Origin of the sequence: Leifsonia sp. 2MCAF36 (assembly GCF_052115525.1) — a bacterium.
In the GTDB taxonomy this organism is placed as follows: Bacteria; Actinomycetota; Actinomycetes; order Actinomycetales; family Microbacteriaceae; genus Leifsonia.
Genome location: NZ_JBFRGV010000006.1, coordinates 159,241 through 174,825 on the forward strand (window position 1 = coordinate 159,241; position 15,585 = coordinate 174,825).

Below are 15,585 nucleotides of genomic sequence, written 5' to 3' on the forward strand. Positions count from 1 at the left end.
GTCCAGCGCAGCATGCGATCTCGGGAATGTTCGCCGATCACGCGCGTTGTGGACGGATATGAACATCCTTCTGACCGGTGCGACCGGCTTCATCGGATCCTCTGTCCTCCCCCGCCTTCTCGACGAGGGCCACTCCGTCACCGCGCTCGTCCGCGACGCCGACAAGGCCGCCGTGGTGCAGGCTGCCGGCGCTTCGGCCCTCATCGGCGACGCCGTGGACACCGCGCTCCTGGAGCGTGCCGCACAGGACAGCGACGGCGTCATCCACCTCGCTTCGGGCGAGGACGTGGACGCCGTCCTGGTTCCGGCGGTGCTGAGAGGTCTCGCCGGGTCCGGCAAGCCGTTCGTCCACACTGGGGGCATCTGGACCTACGGGTCGAACGACGACATCGCCGAGGACTCCCCCGTCGACCCTCCGGCGCTGACCGCCTGGCGTGCGACTGCTGAGGCGCTAGTGCACGAGGCGACGGACGTCCGCGGCATGGTGGTCGTCCCGTCCATCGTCTACGGACACGGTAAGGGGCTGCCGAACGTCATCGTGGATGCACCTGTCGGCTCCGGCGCCGTGCCCGTTCTCAGCCTGATCGGCGACGGCTCGCAGCACTGGGCGACCGTGCACGTGGACGACCTCGCGGCGCTGTATGTGCTCGCGCTGGAGCACGGCGCTCCCGGCACGACGTACATCGGTGCGGGCGGGCAGAACCCCACGGTGCGCGAGCTGGGCGAGGCCGCGGCGCAGTCGGCCGGTATCGCCGGCGGGGTCGCAGCGGAATCGCTCGAAGACACGCGGTCGCGGCTGGGCGAAGGCTTCGCGGACGCTCTGCTGCTCGACCAGCAGGCGCGTGGCACGAAGGCCCGGATCGACCTGGGTTGGGAGCCGAATGGTCCCACCCTGCTGGAAGAGCTCCTGGTGGGTTCCTACGCGCCCGCGCGGGTCTGACCGGGCAGGTCCGACGGAGTGGCCCGCGGATTGGCGGGATGCGAGACGCGCTGGTAGAGTTGTTTGTTGGCTTGCGTGTGGATGTGTCCGCACGAAACGCCGCAAGGCGCCCTCTCCGCTGAGCGGCACATCCCTAACTCACTCCGAACGAAAGTGACCACTCGTGGCAAACATCAAGTCGCAGATCAAGCGCAACGGCACGAACAAGAAGGCGCAGGAGCGCAACAAGGCTGTCAAGAGCGAGCTCAAGACCGCCATCCGCGCCACCCGTGAGGCCGTCGTCGCCGGCGACAAGGAGAAGGCAAGCGCGGCGCTGGCCACCGCCGGCAAGAAGATCGACAAGGCGGCCAGCAAGGGCGTCATCCACAAGAACCAGGCGGCGAACCGCAAGTCGGCTATCGCCAAGCAGGTCGCCGCGCTCTAAGCGACGACCGACCGCGGGCCCTGCCCCGCGCCGCTAGCGAGCCCCCGCTCCAGGACCTCGGTCCGGACGGGGGCTCGCTGCATGTCGGGCTCGCTGTGCGGCTGGCTCGAAGCATGTCGGGCTCACCGCTGGTCGGGTTCGCTGCTCGTCAGTCTCGGCCGCGGGCACTGACGATGCGGATCATCCGTTCGAGCGCGAAGACCGGATCGCGGCCTCCGCCCTTGACGTTGGCGTCGGTCTCGGCGAGCAGCTCGATGCAGCGGCCCAGTCCGTCTTCCGTCCAGCCCTGGAGGTCACGTCGGGCGCGGTCTACTTGCCACGGAGCGAGTCCGAACTGCTGCGCGAGCTGGCCGGAGCCGCCACGCGCGCCGGAGATCTTGGCCATGGTCCGGATCTTGCTCGCGAAGGCGGCCACCATGGGGACAGGGTCGGCGCCGGAGGCGAGCGCGTGGCGCATCGTCACCAGTGCTTCCCCGTGCCGGCCGGCGATGGCGGCGTCGGCGACCTGGAAGGCGTTCGTCTCGACGCGGCCGCCGTAGTACTTGTCGACGGTGGCTTCGGTGATCTGTTCGGCGGAGTCGGAGAGCAGCTGCTGGCAGGCGGCCGCGAGTTCGGCGAGGTCGTCGGAGAACGCCGACGTGATCGCACGCAGTGCCCCCGGAGTGATCTTCCGTCTCGCAGCCGCGAACTCGGCCTGTGCGAAGTCGTATTTCTCCGCGTCCTTTTTGAGTTCGGCGCAGATGACCTCGATGCCGCCGCCGGTGCCGGTGCGGATGGCGTCGAGCAGCTTCTTGCCTCGAACCCCGCCGGCATGGCGGAGGGTGACCACTGTCTCATCGGCCGGTGCGTTCAGGTAGTCGAGCATGTCGGCCAGGAACGCGTCGTTGCACTTCTCGACGGCGTCGACCCGGATGAGTCGTGGCTCGCCGAACAGGGAGGGGCTCGCGAGGGTGAGGAGCTCGCCCGGGGCGTAGTCGCCCGCGTGCAGGTCGCTGATCTCCAGGCTGGGGTCGGCCGCCTTGAGCGAGTCGCGGAGGGAGCGCACGGCTCGGTCGGCGAGGAAGGTCTCCGGCCCGGTGACGAGCACGACAGGAGCCGCGCGGATCTGGCTCCACGGGACCTGCGGGATCGCGCTCGCGGCGGCGCGCGCCTTGCTCGCTCCGCCTCTGCTGCCGCCTCGGGTCGCCACGTGCCTCCTCGTTGCTGTGCAGCCCGGCGGTCGCCGGATGCCACCTGTCCAGGATAAGGGCGACCACCGTCAGCGCTCTCCGCTGCGCGCTCGCTCCACACCTCCATGCCGGACGCCCTGGGGGTGACGAGCACCATCCCCTGCTGATCCGTCCGCGCGACGGCCGTACCGCATTCCTGCAGCATGTGCAGCGCCCGATCGGTTGGGTGCCCGTAGCCGTTGTGGGCACCGACGGAGACGAGACCCAACCGGGCCGCGAGTGCCCGATACAGCGCCGGACTCTGATCCGCCGAGCCGTGGTGGGCGACCTTGACCACGTCCACCGGGCGAACGGCGCCTGTGGCGAGGAGCGCATCCTGCGCGTTCTCGCCCAGGTCCCCGAGGAAGATCGACCGGAGGCCGCGCCCCTCCGCCTCCACCGTCAGACTGCCGGCGTTCCCGGTGTCAGCGTCCGAGGCGCCAGAGCCGACGTCCGGAGCCGGCGGCCAGAGGAGCCGCCAGTCGATCCCTCCCAGCCGTCCGCTCAGGCCGGCGTGCCCCAGCTCGACGGGAACGCCGGCAGCGGCGAGGACCGCGAGGGTGCGCTCGTCGCCGTCACGCACCGGTCGCTGCGAGATGGCGCGTTTCGCGTACGACGCCACGCCGCTGACACCGCCGACGTGGTCGGCGTCGAAGTGCGTGAGGATCAGCACGTCGAGCTGACGGACACCCAACCGATCGAGACAGGCGGCCGCGGGCGCGGGTTGCCTTCCCACATCGATCATCGCGACCGCGTCGCCGTCCCGCAGCAGCACGCCGTCTCCCTGCCCGACATCGCAGGCGGCCAGCTGCCAGTCGCTCGGAAGGGCGAGCGAGCGACCGATCGCGTTCCCTCCCCACGCTCCGACGTACACGAGCGCGCCGAGGCACAACGCCAGGGCCGCCACAGCGGACACGATCCGCGGTGCGCCCCGGGCCAGCACCAACACGGCGACGGCGGCGAGAACAGCCGCGCTGAGCACGACGCCGAGCAGGTCAGGCGCCCACGGCAGAGCGACGCCCGGGAGCCCGCTGGTGAACGTCGCCACCTGCGCGATCCAGGCCGAAGGGGCCCAGGCCAGTCGCACGATCAACTCCCCGATCACCGGCGCCCACGGGAGCACGGCGCAGGCGAGGCAGCCCAGCACGGTGGCGACGGGTGCCGCCGGTTCCGCGAGGAGGTTGGCGGGAATGCCGAAGAGCGGGAGTGTCGGCGTCAGGAGGACCAGGACCGGCTGGCACGCGAGCTGGGCAGCGGTCGGCACGGCGACCGCCAGCGCGAGCGACCGCGGCATCCACCGTGCGAGTACCCCGCTGAGCGGCCCGGCCAGCACCAGCAGACCCGCGGTGGCCAGAATCGACAGGGCGAAGCCGTAATCGCGCGCGAGCCACGGATCGTGGACGAGCAGCACCACCATCGCGAGGGCGAGCGCCGGGATTCCGTCGGCGGGGCGCCCACGCGCCAGGCCGATCAGCACGACGCCGGCCATCGCTGCCGCACGGATGACGCTCGGCCCGGGGCCCACCAGGGCGACGAACGCCAGCAGGGCAACACCCGCAACCAGGATGCGCGTCCGCCGGCCGGCCCCCGCGGCGCGGGCGAGCAGGAACACCAGTCCGATCACCAGGGCGCAGTTCGCTCCCGAAACGGCCGTGAGGTGGCTGAGCGAGGATGCCTTCATCGCCTCGTCGAGCTCTGGCGACACGGACGTCTCGTCTCCGATCGCCAGCCCGGGTAGCAGGGCGCCCCCGTCCCCGGGCGTCGCACCCGCGGCGGCGGCGAACGTCGTGCGCGCGGTCGCGGTCCAGGCGAGCCAGACGGGAGGGGGTTGCACGATCACCGGAGCGTCGTCACCCGAGGTGCGGAGCGTGTAGCTCGTCGCCTCCCCTGCGTCCTCGACCCGTGCCTTTCCGGCCGCACGGACGACCGTCCCGACCGCAAAGGCCCGCGCGGTCGCCACATCGGCGCCGAATTGCAGTGACACCGGAATACCTGCCGGGTCTCCCACGGTGCGGCCGCGGAGAGTCCAGCGGAGCGACTGGCCGAATCCGGCGGTCATCCGATGCGGGGTGCGCTCCACGCGGATCAGCGCCCGCACCGTGTCTGACTCGCTCGCCGCTCGGTCCAGCCCCGCACTCACCCGGTCGGGTGCCTGGAAAGCGACCATCGCCGATCCGAGAGCGATCGCGCCGAGGAGCGTCGCCACCAGAGGCAGCACGCGCATGCGTGTCAACGACCGCGGGGGTGTTCGTCCACTGCTCGGCGCAGACACGACAGCCAGCGTCAGCGCTCCGACAGCGGTGGCTCCCGCCACGATCGCCAAACTCACAGCCGCGCCCGGCTGCCCGATCATCACGGCGCAGGCCACCCACAGCGCACTCGCAGGCAGCGCGAGTCGGAGATCGGGCATCAGACCGCCACCCGGTCCTTGAGGCCATCGAACAGCTTCTGCCCGATGCCCGTCACCTTGAGCAGGTCGGTGGGCTTCACGAAGCGGCCGTTCGCCTGCCGCCAGTCGAGGATGCGCTGGGCGAGAGCCGGTCCGATGCGCGGAAGCGTCTCGAGCTGGTCCTGCGTCGCCGTATTGAGGTTGACAATGGCGCCTGCGCCTGCGCTCGAACCGCCCGCGGACCCGCCGGCCGCCGGACCGGCCGCCGCCGGTGCCTCGCCGACGCGCGGCACCACCAGCTGCTCACCGTCGGCGACAGGCCTCGCCAGGTTCACGCCCGCGGCGTCGGCGTCGTCCGCCAGCCCGCCCGCCGCTGCCACCGCATCCACGACCCGCGAGCCGGCCGGAAGGGACACGAGTCCCGCCGAACGGACCGCTCCGGTGACGTGCACGAGCAGGCCGCCACCGGGCGTAGCGCCCGCCGTGGCAGTGGACGGCGCGAGCGGAGCCGCCGTACCCGTCGGTAGGTCGAGACTGTTGCCGGCCTGCGCGGTCGCTGAGACGAGGACAGCCACCACCGCCGCCGCGATGAGCAGCACCACGGCAGCGCCGACGCCGACGCGCACCCGGCCGCTCCGTCGCTCCGGACCCTCCTGCGATGGCGAGTCTGCGACGCCCGCCGCGCCCCCGACGCCCGCCGCACCCTCGACGCCCGCCGCGCCCTGGTCAGGCGCGCCGGCAGCTGAGGGATCGGCGTGGTGTCGCATCCCTCCACGCTAGGAACGCGGCGCAGCCCCGAGACGGCCCGACGCGAACCGGTGGATAAGCACCGAAGGGCGCCGGGTTGTGCACGACAACCCGACGCCCCCGGCGATGACTCTCAGCCGCGCGGCTTGGTCGCGATGTTCACCAGTCGCGGCGCACGCACGATCACGTTGACGATCTCGCGGTCGCCGACCGAGCGGATGACCGCCTCCGACTCGCGCGCCAGAGTCTCCAGCTCGTCCGACGCGATCTTCGGCGACACCTCCAGCCGGTCTCGCACCTTGCCATCCACCTGAACGACCGCGGTCACCGACTCCTCGATGAGCAGCGTTGGGTCCGGCTTGCGCCACTGCGCCAAGGCCACCGAGGGCTCGTAGCCGAGCTTGTTCCACATCTCTTCGGCCGTGTACGGCGCGAATAGGTTCAGGGCCATAGCCGTCACCTCGGCCGCTTCGCGCACCGCCGCATCCCCCGGGCCCGCGCCCGTGTCGATGGCCTTCCGCGTCGCGTTCACGAGCTCCATCAGGCGCGCGACGACGACATTGAACTTGAACGACTCCACGAGTCCGGGCGCGTCGGCCAGGAATCGGTGCGTGACCCGGCGAAGCCCCGCGTCGCCCGTCTTCCAGACCACATCGGGAGCGCTGGTCACATCGTCCGCGATCCGCCAGGCACGCGCGAGGAACTTCGCGGACCCCGACGGCGACACATCCGCCCAGTCGATGTCGTCCTCCGGAGGACCTGCGAACGCCATCGTCAGGCGCACCGCATCGACCCCGTGCTCGTCGAGCTGCTCGGACAGCTTCACCAGGTTTCCGCGGGACTTCGACATCGCCGAGCCGTCCATGAGGACCAGGCCCTGATTCAGCAGCGCCGTGAACGGCTCCGTGAAGCTGATGTAGCCCAGGTCGAACAGCACCTTCGTGATGAACCGGGCGTAGAGCAGGTGCAGGATGGCGTGGGTCACGCCGCCGACGTACTGGTCGACCGGGGCCCACTTCTCCGCCTCGCGCGGGTCGAACGCCTGCGTGTCGTCCTTCGGGGACAGGAAGCGCAGGAAATACCAGGAGCTGTCGACGAACGTGTCCATCGTGTCCGTGTCGCGCGTCGCCGGGCCACCGCAGTTCGGGCAGGCGACGTTCACCCAGTCGCTCGCCGCGCCGAGCGGGCTGGTGCCTTTCGGTTGCAGGTCGAGGCCCTCCGCCGGCGGCAGCAGCACCGGCAGGTCGGCCTCGGGAACCGGGACCTCTCCGCACTGCTCGCAGTGGATGATCGGGATGGGCGTGCCCCAGTACCGCTGACGCGAGATCAGCCAGTCGCGCAGGCGGAAGTTCTTCGCCGGCGCGCCCAGGTGGGAGCCCTGCAGCGCCTCGGTCACCCGGCGGATCGCGTTCGACTTGCTCAGCCCGTTGAACGGACCGGAGTTGACCAGGCGGCCCTCACCGGTCAGGGCGACGCCGGTCTCGGACGGGTTCTCGAGCGCGGGCTCCTCCGGCAGGATGGGCTCGCCGGTCTCCGGGTCGAGGTGGATCACCGGGATGGCGCCGGTCACCGGCTGCGTCGTGTCGACGACGACGCGGACCGGCAGGTCGAAGGCACGGGCGAAGTCGAGGTCGCGCTGGTCGTGCGCGGGCACGGCCATGATCGCGCCGTGGCCGTAGTCGCTCAGCACGTAGTCGGCCGCCCAGATCGGCAGCTTCTCGCCGGTCAGCGGGTTGATGGCGTGCCGCTCCAGGAACACACCGGTCTTCTCGCGCTCGGTGCTCAGGCGGTCCATCTCGGTGGTGCCGCGTACGGCGGCGAGGTAGTCGTCGAAGCGCCGGCGGACCTCAGGGCGGGCACCCTCGACCAGCTCGGCGGCCAGGTCGGAGTCGGGCGCGACCACCATGAATGTGACGCCGTACAGGGTGTCCGGACGGGTGGTGTACACGGTGACCGGCTCGTCGCGCCCCTCGATGGCGAACGTGACATCGGCACCGCTCGAGCGCCCGATCCAGTTGCGCTGCATCGAGATGACCTTGGACGGCCAGGCGCCCTCCAGCTGGTTCAGGTCGTCCAGCAGCCGATCCGCGTAGTCGGTGATGCGGAAGTACCACTGGGTCAGCTTCTTCTTGGTGACCAGGTTGTCGCAGCGTTCGCAGCGGCCGTTGACGACCTGCTCGTTCGCCAGCACCGTCTGGTCGAAGGGACACCAGTTGACCTGGCTGGCCTTGCGGTATGCCAGGCCCTTCTCGTACAGCTTCAGGAACAGCCACTGGTTCCAGCGGTAGTACGCCGGGTCGCTGGTCTGCAGCACGCGGTCCCAGTCGAAGCTGGGCGCGTAGCGGCGCATGCTCGCCTTCTGCTGCGCGATGTTGTCGTTGGTCCAGCCGGCCGGGTCGAGTCCGCGCTTGATCGCGGCGTTCTCGGCGGGCAGGCCGAACGAGTCCCAGCCGATCGGGTGCAGCACGGTGAAGCCCTGCTGACGCCAGTAGCGGGCGATGACGTCGCCCAGCGCGTACGCCTCGGCGTGGCCCATATGCAGGTCGCCGGACGGGTACGGGAACATGTCGAGGATGTACTTGCGCGGACGCTTGTCGGTCGCGTCGTCCGTGGCGAAGGGGCGCAGCTCATCCCAGCGCGGGAGCCACTTGTCTTGGATCGCCGTGAAGTCGTACTGCTCGCGCTCGTCCTGAGCGCGGTCGTCCTGCGGGTTCTCGTGTGCCACGTGACTCTCAATCTCGGTTCCGTCGTGCCGGGTCGGGTTCCGGACGGCACGGAAGAGGTCCGGGCGACAGGCCCGGGTCTCCAGAGTACTAAACGTCCGGGTGCTCCAGACCGTTCCCGGCTGCCCCTCAGTTCGCCGCGGGCGTGACCGAGGGCGTGACGGGGCCCGCGGGAGCGCTGAGACCGGCCGCCGCGAGCATCGCCGCGGCTTTGACCCGCACCTCGTCGAGTTCCTCCTGGGGCACGGACAGGGCCGTGATCCCGCCGCCCGCGCCGATCGTGACGACGTCACCGGCGAAGTGGATGCTGCGGATGACCATCGCCAGGTCGGCCGTCCCGTCGAACCCGAAGTAGCCGAAGCACCCGGCAAAGGCGCCGCGTGGTCCACCCTCGAGCCGGTTCAGGATACGCATCGCGCTGAGCTTGGGCGCTCCCGTCATCGAGCCGGCGGGGAAGCAGGCCGCCACCGCATCCACCGCGCCGAGTCCCGGGCGCAGCGTCCCTTCGACCGTGGACACCAGTTGGTGCACCTGCGCGTAGCTCTCCACCGCGAGCAGGTGGCTGACCTCGACGGAGCCGACCGCGCAGACCCGACCCAGATCGTTCCGCATCAGGTCGACGATCATGACGTTCTCGGCGCGTTCCTTCACGCTCGCCTCCAACTCCGCGCGGAGTTCGACGTCGGCCGCGACCGTCGCGCCGCGCGGCCGGGTGCCCTTGATGGGGCGGGTCCGGACGCGCCCATCCGCCTCCACGCGGAGGAACTGCTCGGGCGACGAGCTCACCAGGACCTCGCCGCCGATCCGCAGGAACCCGGCGTGCGGCGCGGGGCTGGCCCGGCGGAGCCGGAGATGGACGGCGAGCGGGTCCGCGTCGGTACGCGCCTGCGCACGGTTGGTGAGGCACAGCTGGTAGGCATCGCCGGCGCGGATGGAGTCCTGGCAGGAGACGATGGCGGCGAGGTAGGACGCGTCGTCGTGCCGCCACGCGGCGGTGGCCGGTGGGATGGGGTGGGCGGCCTCGTACGCGGGTGCGGCACCGGCCGAGTCCTTCAGGGCCAGTAGTACCGCCCCGGTCCACGCGTCGCCATCGCCGTCAGCCGGGGCGACGACCGTCACCCTTCGGGCGGCGTGATCGAACGCGAGCAGTCGGTCGACCAGCAGGAGGGCGGCGTCGGCGGCGTTGTCCCCTGCGGCGACGGGCGCGCCCGCGGCGGCCGCTCCGGCCTCGTACCCCAGCCGTCCCCACCAGCCGACCGGGTGGCCGGACGGCTCGGGATGCCGCCGAGCGGCGAGGTCGTCGCGGAGCGGTTCCAGGATGCCGCCGTGCCGCGTCGAACCGCCCAGGGTCACCGTCCCGTCCGCGACGGACGACGTCGCGGTGACACGCCCTGTCCCGATGAAGGACCGGCCGTCGACCGCATCCACACCGCTGTCCAGCCAGACGGCGTCCTCTGCGGTGCCGCCGAACAGGGTCACGAAGGCGTCCGCCGGGTCGACCCAGGTGTCGAGCCGGAGCACGCGGAGCGGTTGGGCCACCGGACTAGCCTAGGCGAGTGGACGCGCGCAGCACGGAGACCCTGAACACCCTCGCCGACTGGGCGGGCGGTGAGCTCCTGGTTCGCGACGATTGCGAGGTCGTGGAGACCGAACTGCTGGCCGCCGACTCCTTCCTGGTCCGCGACGGCCGGGCGCTGGCGCTGCGACTCCACGGAGCGCGCTTCGCGGAGACGGCCCGCGAGCAGGGCTTCACCGGGAACGACCTGAACGCGTTCTGGGACGCAGGGGTTGCCTCCCTCCCCCGCCAGGGCGACTGGTTCCCCCGGTTCGAGTTGGTGCGGGCGCGGGATGCGCTGCGCCTCCGGTTCCGGCTGCGCCCGGCGCCCGAGCTCACGCAGACCCTCGTTGTAGCGACGGCCGACGGCGACCCCCGGCAGGCGCCGCACCTCAAGGGTCCGGATATCGACCGGCTCAGCGCGTTGCGGCAGCGGGCACAGCGGCGCGGAGCGCAGGAGGCGGTGATCGTCGATGAGGGCCGGGTCTCCGACGGCGCGACGACCGCTCTGCTCTGGTGGCGCGGCGACACACTCTTCGCTCCCCCGTTCTCGCTGCCGCGGGTCGACAGTGTCGCGGCGCGAACGGTCCGCGGCATCGCGGCGGCCCTCGGTACGCCGGTCGAAGAGGAGGAAGCGCGTCCTGCCGAGCTCGGCGGCGCGGTCCTGTGGGCGGTGAACGCGCTGCACGGCATCCGGGCGGTCACGTCCTGGGTCGACGGCCCGGCGCTGGCCCAGGATGCGGCGCGCACGGAGGCGTGGCGCGCCCGCTTCGCCGCGCTGGCCCGGCCGCTTCCGTAGCCCCTGCGGGCGTCAGCGACGCCCCTGGCGGGCCCTGCGGGCCGCCCGGTTGCGCGCCAGGATCCACCCGGTGAGGCCGCCGATCAGGAACACGATCACAATGAGCAGCCACGTCGGCAACTGGACCTGACCCCAGAACACGAAGATCGTGGCCTGGTCGTTCGCGACACCGTTCTGCAGGGCGACGATGACCAGCAGCGCGACCAGCACGATGGCGAACCATTTGCGTTTCAGGAACCGCACGAATCCGCTGTCCTCGGTACGCCGCCCCACTGCCCTGTCGCTCATGCGGTCAGTATGGTGCCAGGCGCCGCCTACCGACAGCACCTCACGGGACGAGCCGGCCGTCCTCCAGGCGGAGCACGCGGTCGACGAGCCCGGCAGGGATGTCGGTGTGCGAGATCAGCAGGACCGTTCGCCCGTCCTCTGCCGCCGTCTCCAGCACATCGCGGACGATGGTGTCCCCGACGGCGGCGTCGACGTTGGCCGTCGGCTCGTCCACCACCAGCACAGGGAAACCCGCGAGCAGTGCCCTGGCGAGAGCGATGCGCTGGGCTTGGCCGCCCGAGACCAGTGCGCCGCGTTCGCCGACCGCAGCAGACAGTCCTCCGCGCGCGAGCGCCCAGTCCCGCAGGCCCACGCGTTCCAGCACGTCGAGCAGTTCGTCGTCCGTCGCCGTCTCACGGGCGAAAAGGAGGTTCTGACGCAGGTCGGAGTCGAACAGGTACGGCCGCTGCTCGACGAGTCCGACGACGGCGCGGACGTCGTCCTGCCGGAGCTCACCGGTGGGGATGCCGTCCAGACGGTACTGGCCGCCGTGATCCAGAAGGCGGGTCAGGACGTGCGCGAGAGCGGTCTTCCCGGCCCCCGTCGGACCGGTGAGCACCACCCGCTCCCCTGGCAGGAGCCGCAGCGACACGTCGTTCAGCACGGCGCTCTCCTCGTCGGGCCAGTAGGCCGAGACGCCGTCCAGGAGCACCTCGGGGACGCCGGTCGACGCGGGCAGCGCCCGCGCGCCCGGCGCATCCACCGGGATCCCGGCCGGCACCTCGGCCGGAGCGGCGGATGCGATGCGCTCGGCGGCGGCCCGTACCCGGCTCCAGGCGCCGAAGACCTGCGGAACCGTCCCGAACACCTCGAAGACCGCCAGCGGGAGTAGCGCGATGACGGCCAGCCCCGGACCGTCGAGCGCGCCGTGGCCGAGTGCCGGGATGCCCGCGGCCAGTGCCGCGACCGTGGCCGCGCCCGCCAGGAGAGACACCGCGCCCGCCGTCAGGCCGAGCCACGCGGCGCGGCTGCGGACCGCTGACGTGAGCCGCGCGCTCGCGCCGCTCACCCGATCCTCAGCGGCTAGCGCGCCGAATGCGGTGAGGACGTCCAGGTTGCCGACCAGGTCCTGCAGGGCGTCGTTCAGCTCGGCACGCAGTGGAGCGATGCGACGCTCAGCCGCTCCGGCGGCCCACCGATTCAGCAACGCCCCGGCGACGAACGCCAGAGCGAGCGTGACGAGCAGCGCGATCCCGGCAGCAGGCAGCACCAGGAAGGCCGCCACCACACTTCCCACGGCGACCACTCCCGCGCCGGCGAGCGGCTGGATGACGCGCAGAGCGAGGTTCTGCAGCTCGTCGACGTCATCGGCGAGCCGGGTCAGCAGGTCGCCGGAGCGTACGCCGCGCAGACCGTCGGGCGCAAGCGGCTCGAGCCGGGCGTACAGGCGCGCGCGGACGGTTCCGAGCTGCCGGAAGGCCGCGTCGTGGCCCGCGAGCCGCTCCAGGTACCGGAAGAACGCGCGTCCGAGGGCGAATGCGCGCACGCCGACCACCGCCATCGACAGGTACATCATCGCGGGCTGCGCGGACGCGCGGGTGATCAGCCAGGCCGACACTCCGAGGAGCGCGACCGCGCTGCCGCCGCTCAGCGCACCGAACCCGATCGCGATCCAGAGCCGACGGGCGGACGGGATCGCCAGTCGCAGGATGCGGCGCACCTCGGCGGGGTCGACCGGGCGTTCGACAGCCGCCTGGGCCACCGTTTCCTCGCGGTGGATCGTCTCAACGGACACCGGACACCTCCTCCGTCGTCAGCTCGGCGCGCACGAGGCCGGCCGCATCCTCCGGCGCCGGGAGCGTCAGCACCACATCCGCCGCGTCGGCAACGGCGGTCCGGTGGCTGACGACCAGGACCGCGACGCCCCCGTCGGCCACCCGTCGCAGCGACCCCAGCAACCGCTGCTCCGTGGCGGCGTCGAGTGCCGAGGTGGGTTCGTCGAGCACGAGCACCGAGCAACCCCGCGATCGCATCCGGTAGAGGGCGCGTGCGACGGCGACGCGCTGTGCCTGACCGCCGGACAGGCCCACTCCACCCGGGCCGAGTACCCGGTCGGCGTCCACATCGGCCGCCGCCGCATCCCGGAGCGCCGCCACGACCAGCCCCCGGTCGGCGGTCTCTCCGAGCGCGACGTTCTCAGCGACAGTGCCGGCGAGGAGTCCCGGGCGCTGCCCGGCCCAGGCCACGGCATCGCGTCGGCCGGCCGGGTCTGATCGACCACCTGCCTGGACCCGTCCCTCCACCGGCACGAAGCCGAGGAGCCCCGCGATCAGACTGGACTTGCCCGCCCCACTCGGTGCCCGAAGCACAGCGAGGGTCCCCGGCGCGACGGAGGCGGTGAAGCAGTCCACCACGATGCGGTCGTCGTAGCGGATGCGGACGTCCTCGAAGACCAGCCCTGCGGATGCGCCCGGCTGCGACGGTGCCGCGGCCGTCGGGTGCTCCGCCGTCGGCAGCTCCGCCGCCTCCTCGATGATCGCGAGCGCGTTCGCCGCCGCCTCGATCCCCTCGGTGGCCGCGTGGTAGGCCGCGCCGACGTTGCGGAGCGGCAGGAACGCCTCCGGTGCGAGGAGCAGCACGAACAGGCCGACCGACAGGTCGAGCGAGCCGCCCAGCAGTCGCAGCCCGATGGTCACCGCGATCACCGCGACCGACAGGCTCGCCGCCAGCTCCAGGACGAACCCCGAAAGGAACGACATCCGGAGGACACGCATGGTGTGCACCCGGTACTGCTCGCTCACCTGCCGAATCCGCGCCTCCTGCCGGTGCTGCCGCCCGAACAGCTTCAGGGTGGCGAGGCCCGCCACCACGTCGAGGAAGCCGGTCGACAGAGCGGAGAGTGCGCGCCACTGGCGCTGCTGCGCCGCTTGCGTGGCCCAGCCGACGAGCACCATGAACACCGGGATCAGCGGCAGCGTGACCATGAGGATGAGCCCGCTGGTCAGGTCCCGCCAGCCGATCGTCAGCACCAGCAGTGGTGTCGCGACGGCGGTCCCGATCAGCTGCGGGAGGTACTTCGAGAAGTAGCCGTCGAGGGCCTCCATGCCGTGTCCGGCGATCAAGGTCGCGTCGGCCGAGCTCCGGCGGGAGGCCCATCCCGGACCCAACCGCCCGACGGCGGCGACCACTCGCTCACGGAGCTGGCCGACGACCCGCGCCCCACCCCGGGACGACACCGACTCCACCGCCCACAGCAGTACCGCCCGGAGCAGTACCACGAGAGCAAGCAGCGCGAGCGTCCCGCCCAACGAGGCGAGGGGCTCGCCGGCGATCGCTCGAACGATCAGGTCGGTGACCAGCCAGGCGAACGCCACGACGGACACGGTCTGCAGCAGAGCCAGCAGGGCGCCGGCAGCGAGGGTGCCGCGCGTCGCCGACGCGTAGCGGAGGAGGCGGGGGTCGAGCGGCCGCATGTCAGGCCGTCACCGGATGCTGGGTGTCGCCCGCCTCGTCTGCACGCTGCCCGGCCCCCGGCTCCAGCGGGATGTGGTCACGCGTCACACGCTTGCGGAACACCCAGTAGGTGAACGCCTGATAGACCAGGATCAGCGGCAGGGAGATCGCCGCCACCCAGGTCATGATGGTCAACGTCGTGTCGGAGCTCGATGCGTTCGTGATCGTCAGGCTGTTCTGCGGGTCCGGCGACGACGGCATCACGTTCGGGAACAAGGCGGCGAAGAGCGACACCACCGCCAGACCGATTGTGGCGGCCATGAACGCGAACGACCAGCCCTCCGCGCCTCGCAGGTTGGCGATCCAGGATGCGACCAGCGCCACGGCGGCGACCACCGCCAAGGCCAGGAACACCGGCGAGAAGTGCGAGAGCGCGGTCCAGCCCAGGAAGACCACCGCCACGACGATCGCGGCGATGCCCGAACGGGCGGCCAGCCGCCGCGCCCGGAGGCGCAGCGCACCGTCGGTCTTCAGCGAGATGAAGACGACGCCGTGCGTGAAGAACAGCAGCAGCGTGGTCAGTCCGCCGACCAACGCGTAGCCGTTCAGCAGATCGAAGAGGCTGCCGGTGTAGTCGTGATTGGCATCCAACGCGACGCCCTGCACGATGTTCGCGAAGGCGACCCCCCAGAGGAACGCGGGAACGGCCGAGCCGACCACGATCATCCCGTCGAACCATTTCTTCCACCGCGCGCCAGACCGCTGGTGCCGGTACTCGAACGAGACCCCACGCACGATCAGCGCAAGCAGGATGAGCAGCAGCGCCAGATAGAACCCGCTGAACAGTGTCGCGTACCACTCCGGGAAGGCGGCGAAGAGCGAGGCACCGGCGACGATGACCCAGGTCTCGTTGAGGTCCCAGACCGGGCCGATGGTGTTGATCATCACGCGGCGGTCGACGTCGTCGCGGCCGAGGAACGGCAGCGCCATCCCGACCCCGAAGTCGAAGCCGTCGAGCACGAAGTAGCCGACGAAGAAGAAGGCGATGATTCCGAACCAGAGAACTGCGAGATCCATTGC

General features: G+C 71.3%; 11 protein-coding genes and 1 pseudogene. 3 read left to right on the top strand and 9 right to left on the bottom strand.

Going from position 1 to position 15,585, the window contains the following annotated elements:
• Positions 1 to 58 precede the first annotated feature (58 nt).
• Both AB4079_RS10850 and rpsT read left to right on the top strand, forming a co-directional pair.
• Positions 59 to 940 carry an NAD-dependent epimerase/dehydratase family protein gene (locus tag AB4079_RS10850; RefSeq protein ID WP_441787304.1) on the top strand — a complete coding sequence of 294 codons (882 nt, stop codon included), beginning with the start codon at positions 59 to 61 and terminating at the stop codon, positions 938 to 940.
• Between the two features lie 163 nt (positions 941 to 1,103).
• Positions 1,104 to 1,364 (top strand): 30S ribosomal protein S20, encoded by a 261-nt coding sequence (rpsT, locus tag AB4079_RS10855; RefSeq protein ID WP_441787305.1) that lies wholly within the window; start codon positions 1,104 to 1,106, stop codon positions 1,362 to 1,364.
• A gap of 148 nt (positions 1,365 to 1,512) precedes the next feature.
• Here the strand turns inward: rpsT and holA are convergent, their stop codons facing one another.
• From holA to AB4079_RS10880, 5 genes and pseudogenes are all read right to left on the bottom strand, one after another.
• Entirely contained in the window at positions 1,513 to 2,553 is a 1,041-nt protein-coding gene (holA, locus tag AB4079_RS10860) for a DNA polymerase III subunit delta (RefSeq protein WP_441787306.1), read from the bottom strand.
• 638 nt (positions 2,554 to 3,191) lie between these two features.
• Positions 3,192 to 4,982, bottom strand: a pseudogene (locus AB4079_RS10865) (ComEC/Rec2 family competence protein); the annotation flags it as partial.
• On the bottom strand, positions 4,982 to 5,728 hold the full coding sequence (locus AB4079_RS10870; RefSeq protein ID WP_441787307.1) for a ComEA family DNA-binding protein: 747 nt from the start codon (positions 5,726 to 5,728) through the stop codon (positions 4,982 to 4,984). The pseudogene AB4079_RS10865 and the gene AB4079_RS10870, both read right to left, overlap by 1 nt.
• 113 nt (positions 5,729 to 5,841) lie before the next feature.
• Positions 5,842 to 8,433, bottom strand: coding sequence for a leucine--tRNA ligase (gene leuS / locus AB4079_RS10875; RefSeq protein ID WP_441787308.1), 2,592 nt, complete (start codon positions 8,431 to 8,433; stop codon positions 5,842 to 5,844).
• Between the two features lie 127 nt (positions 8,434 to 8,560).
• The gene (locus AB4079_RS10880) at positions 8,561 to 9,970 is read right to left on the bottom strand and encodes an anthranilate synthase component I family protein (protein WP_441787309.1); all 1,410 of its coding nucleotides are present in this window, start codon (positions 9,968 to 9,970) and stop codon (positions 8,561 to 8,563) included.
• Positions 9,971 to 9,987: 17 nt separating this feature from the next.
• On the opposite strand from AB4079_RS10880, the gene AB4079_RS10885 reads away from it, so the two are divergent.
• A complete protein-coding gene (locus AB4079_RS10885; protein WP_441787310.1) occupies positions 9,988 to 10,785 on the top strand; it encodes an aminotransferase class IV in 798 nt (265 codons plus the stop codon).
• A 12-nt stretch (positions 10,786 to 10,797) separates the two neighbouring features.
• Here the strand turns inward: AB4079_RS10885 and AB4079_RS10890 are convergent, their stop codons facing one another.
• The 4 genes from AB4079_RS10890 to cydB are packed head-to-tail and all read right to left on the bottom strand — an operon-like array spanning position 10,798 to position 15,582.
• Complete coding sequence (locus tag AB4079_RS10890; protein ID WP_441787311.1) at positions 10,798 to 11,073, bottom strand: LapA family protein; 276 nt, start codon at positions 11,071 to 11,073, stop codon at positions 10,798 to 10,800.
• Positions 11,074 to 11,113: 40 nt separating this feature from the next.
• Complete coding sequence (gene cydC, locus AB4079_RS10895) at positions 11,114 to 12,814, bottom strand: thiol reductant ABC exporter subunit CydC (RefSeq protein ID WP_441787552.1); 1,701 nt, start codon at positions 12,812 to 12,814, stop codon at positions 11,114 to 11,116.
• Between the two features lie 22 nt (positions 12,815 to 12,836).
• A complete protein-coding gene (gene cydD / locus AB4079_RS10900) occupies positions 12,837 to 14,525 on the bottom strand; it encodes a thiol reductant ABC exporter subunit CydD (RefSeq protein WP_441787312.1) in 1,689 nt (562 codons plus the stop codon).
• Between the two features lies 1 nt (position 14,526).
• Positions 14,527 to 15,582, bottom strand: coding sequence for a cytochrome d ubiquinol oxidase subunit II (gene cydB / locus AB4079_RS10905; RefSeq protein WP_441787313.1), 1,056 nt, complete (start codon positions 15,580 to 15,582; stop codon positions 14,527 to 14,529).
• Positions 15,583 to 15,585: the final 3 nt, after the last annotated feature.

Bases quoted from the DNA above. Each gene is read 5' to 3' on its own strand.
- cydD (WP_441787312.1), bottom strand. From the start codon at position 14,525: ATGCGGCCGCTCGACCCCCGCCTCCTCCGCTACGCGTCGGCGACGCGC.
- cydB (WP_441787313.1), bottom strand. From the start codon at position 15,582: ATGGATCTCGCAGTTCTCTGGTTCGGAATCATCGCCTTCTTCTTCGTC.
- AB4079_RS10870 (WP_441787307.1), bottom strand. From the start codon at position 5,728: ATGCGACACCACGCCGATCCCTCAGCTGCCGGCGCGCCTGACCAGGGC.
- AB4079_RS10850 (WP_441787304.1), top strand. From the start codon at position 59: ATGAACATCCTTCTGACCGGTGCGACCGGCTTCATCGGATCCTCTGTC.
- AB4079_RS10890 (WP_441787311.1), bottom strand. From the start codon at position 11,073: ATGAGCGACAGGGCAGTGGGGCGGCGTACCGAGGACAGCGGATTCGTG.